Below are 3,033 nucleotides of genomic sequence, written 5' to 3' on the forward strand. Positions count from 1 at the left end.
CTATCCGCCCAGGGACCGGGTGCCGAGGACGGTGAGCAGGGCGAGTCGTTCGGCGTCCTCGGTGCCGGGCGCGGCGCTGTACACCATGATCCGCAGGCCGCTGCCGGCGACGGTGAGTACGTCGCAGTCCAACGTCAGCGTGCCCACCCGGGGGTGTTCGACGGTCTTGCGCGCGGCCTCGTGCCGGCCGACGGCGCCCGCGTCCCACAGCTCGCCGAAGCGGGTGCTCTTCGCGCGCAGCTCCGCGATGAGCCGGTTGGCCTCCAGGAGCGTCCAGGAGGCGTCGTGGACCGGGACCGGGGTGCCGGTCAGCCGGTCGAGCAGCCGCTGGACGCTGGGGTTGATCGTGGTGGGCATCGTCTCCTGGCCGGGCTGTGCCAGCCCGGCCAACCGACGCAGGTGTGCGCGCTCGGGGTCGGCGAGCCGCAGCGCCCGGGCCAGGGCCGCGACGATCTGCGCCGAGGGGTGGGAAGCGCGGCCCTGTTCGAGGCGGATGAGGTAGGTCGACGGAGATGCCGGCTGCCCTGGTGATCGAGGCCGCCCGGCTCGTCGCCGGGCCGGGCCCGCCGCGCCGATCGGGTCGCCGGGCCGCATCGGCCGGGCGCCGCCGTGTCACCGGGGCGGGACGCTGCTTGCGGCGGATTCCAGCTCGGTGATGCTGCCGGACATGATGGTGCGAACGTGCGCGGTGATGTGCTCCGCAGGCCAGTCCCACCAGGCGACCGCCAGCAGGCGGGCGATCTCCTGCTCGTCGAAGCGGGTGCGGATGAGGCGGGCCGGGTTGCCGCCGACGATTCCGTAGTCGGGTACGTCTCGGGTGACCACGGCGCCGGCGCCGATGATCGCGCCGTGCCCGATCCGTACGCCGGGCATGATCGTCGCGCCGTGGCCGAACCACACGTCGTTGCCGACGACGGTGTCGCCTCGGTTGGGCAGGCCGGTGAGCAGGTCGAAGTGTTCGGACCAGGAGCCACCCATGGTGGGGAAGGGGAAGGTCGACGGGCCGTCCATCCGGTGGTTGGCGCCGTTCATGATGAACCGCACGCCGGTGCCCAGCGCGCAGAACCTGCCGATGACCAGCTTCTCCGGCCCGTAGTGGTAGAGCACGTTGCGTGTCTCGAAGGCGGTCGCCTGGTCCGGGTCGTCGTAGTAGGAGTACTCGCCGACCTCGATCAGCGGAGACGTCACCAGCGGCCGGAGCAGCACCACCCGCGGCTGCTCCGGCATCGGGTGGAGGGTCGTCGGGTCGGCAGGCACGGGCATGGTTCCTCATCGGGGTCGGGGCGGGCTTTGCGCCCATGATCGTGGCAACGGGCCGCCCGGCGACAGGCATTTCCCCGTCCTGCCGGGATCCGGCTTCGCCGGGCCTGATCATCCCTTCACCCTATCTTCCTAGGATGCCTTACGCGGGGTGTGCCGGCACACCCCGTTTGCGCCAAGCCGCACTGGGCACGCACGGGGCGACCGCCGCAACTGAGCAAGGAGGCGAGATGAGCTTCACCGACAAGGCCAAGAACAAGATGGAGCAGCTCACCGGTGCCGCGAAGGAGCGGGTCGGCGACATGACCGACAACGAGAGCATGCGGGCGGAGGGCGCCACCCAGCAGAGCGAGGCGCGGGTCAAGCAGGCCGGTCAGAGTGCCAAGGAGACCGGCAAGAACGCGCGCGACGCCTTCCGGTGACGCAGTGAGCGGCGGCGGCCCAGGGGGTGCCTCTGGGCCGCCGCCGTTCGGTGGCCGCTACTCGGCGGGGTGGCGTGCGGCGAGCTACCGCGTGCTGGCCGCGACGCGGACCCGGGCCGGAGAGCGATCAGGTGCGCGCCACACCGAGCCGGCGCGCCCGAGGGTGACCGTCGATCAGCAGCATCCCGGCCAGGAGGACGATCACCACGGCGAGGTGCAGCGCGGCGGCGACGACGGCGCCGAGCGGGATGGTGGCGAGCACCAGAGCGGCGGTGATCAGTCGGCCGGGGCGGCGACCGGTGCCGAGGATCCGGCGGGCGTCGGCGATGGCGAGCAGGAACAGGGCGACGCCACCGGAGAGGGCGAGCGCGTTGGCCCAGCCGGCGGGGTCGCCGGGGTGACTGACGACGGCGTGCAGGCCGGTGGCGGCGGCGATGACGCCGAGCAGGAGTACGAAGTGCGCGAGGATGTAGACGCGGGCCGCGTACCGGCTGCGGGTGCCGTGGTCCGCGTTGTCGAGGGCGGTCTCGTCCGGGCCGGTGTCGGTGAAGTAGGTCCACCAGAGGGCGGCGGGCAGGGCGAGGGCCATCACGACCGCTGAGGCGGTGCCGAAGCCGAGGTGGTCGTGGGGTGCGCCCATGCCGATGGCGACCACGGTCTCGCCGAAGGTGACGATGACGAGCAGGCTGTGCCGTTCGACGAAGTGCGGGGCGCGGATGTGGAAGCTGGCGGCTGCGCTCAGCCAGGAGTGGCCGGGTAGCAGGTACGGCAGGGCGGTCTGGGTGAAGACGGCCGCGGCCCAGAGCGCGGGTACGGCGGGCCCGGTGACCAGGCCGGCGGCGATGATCAGCAGTGCGGCGCCGAGGTTGTACGGGGCGAGGCGGCGGACCGCGGCGCGGGCGCTGCTCTGGCTGAACAGGCCGAGGTGGACGGTGACGACGATCAGGTAGCCGATTCCGAAGAGCAGGCCGCTGCCGGTGAAGGCGTCGGGGATGGCGACGGCGGTGATCAGGAACCCGGCCATGCCGGCGAAGATCAGGAGTTTACGGGTGGCGGTGCGTGGCGGTACGTGGTTGGTGAGCCAGGCGTAGCCGGAGTAGAGGTACCAGAGCAGGCCGAAGATCAGGATGACGCGGCCCAGCCCGGTCCAGTCGAGGTGTTCCTCGAGCGTGGCGACGAGTTGGGTGATGGTGAGCACGAAGACCAGGTCGAAGAAGATCTCGACGGGGGTGGCGCGGTCGGCGGTGTCCGGGTCGTTGTCGCGCCGCGCGGGGGTCATGTGGGTGCAGGGTAGTCGGCTGCTCGGGGTGGTGGGTGTCGGCCGGGTTGCCGTCACCCCCACGGCCGGTGG

At 72.0% G+C, this 3,033-nt stretch carries 4 protein-coding genes; 1 reads left to right on the forward strand and 3 read right to left on the reverse strand.

The genetic code is table 11. The features are described 5' to 3' along the window. Positions 1 to 594, reverse strand: coding sequence for a helix-turn-helix domain-containing protein (locus E1211_RS31480; protein ID WP_132353785.1), 594 nt, complete (start codon positions 592 to 594; stop codon positions 1 to 3). Positions 595 to 612: 18 nt separating this feature from the next. Next, positions 613 to 1,263 carry a CatB-related O-acetyltransferase gene (locus tag E1211_RS31485; RefSeq protein WP_132353787.1) on the reverse strand — a complete coding sequence of 217 codons (651 nt, stop codon included), beginning with the start codon at positions 1,261 to 1,263 and terminating at the stop codon, positions 613 to 615. A gap of 227 nt (positions 1,264 to 1,490) precedes the next feature. Between E1211_RS31485 and E1211_RS31490 the strand changes: the two genes are divergently transcribed. Then, complete coding sequence (locus E1211_RS31490) at positions 1,491 to 1,682, forward strand: CsbD family protein (RefSeq protein ID WP_132353789.1); 192 nt, start codon at positions 1,491 to 1,493, stop codon at positions 1,680 to 1,682. 127 nt (positions 1,683 to 1,809) lie between these two features. Here the strand turns inward: E1211_RS31490 and E1211_RS31495 are convergent, their stop codons facing one another. After that, a complete protein-coding gene (locus tag E1211_RS31495) occupies positions 1,810 to 2,961 on the reverse strand; it encodes a low temperature requirement protein A (RefSeq protein ID WP_132353791.1) in 1,152 nt (383 codons plus the stop codon). Positions 2,962 to 3,033 lie beyond the last annotated feature (72 nt).

Source organism: Micromonospora sp. 15K316 (assembly GCF_004348525.1).
Lineage (GTDB): Bacteria > Actinomycetota > Actinomycetes > Mycobacteriales > Micromonosporaceae > Micromonospora.

What these genes read in the sequence shown, in the direction of transcription:
- E1211_RS31480 (WP_132353785.1), bottom strand. Translation starts at nt 594, where the DNA reads ATGCGGCCCGGCGACCCGATCGGCGCGGCGGGCCCGGCCCGGCGACGA.
- E1211_RS31485 (WP_132353787.1), bottom strand. Translation starts at nt 1,263, where the DNA reads ATGCCCGTGCCTGCCGACCCGACGACCCTCCACCCGATGCCGGAGCAG.
- E1211_RS31490 (WP_132353789.1), top strand. Translation starts at nt 1,491, where the DNA reads ATGAGCTTCACCGACAAGGCCAAGAACAAGATGGAGCAGCTCACCGGT.
- E1211_RS31495 (WP_132353791.1), bottom strand. Translation starts at nt 2,961, where the DNA reads ATGACCCCCGCGCGGCGCGACAACGACCCGGACACCGCCGACCGCGCC.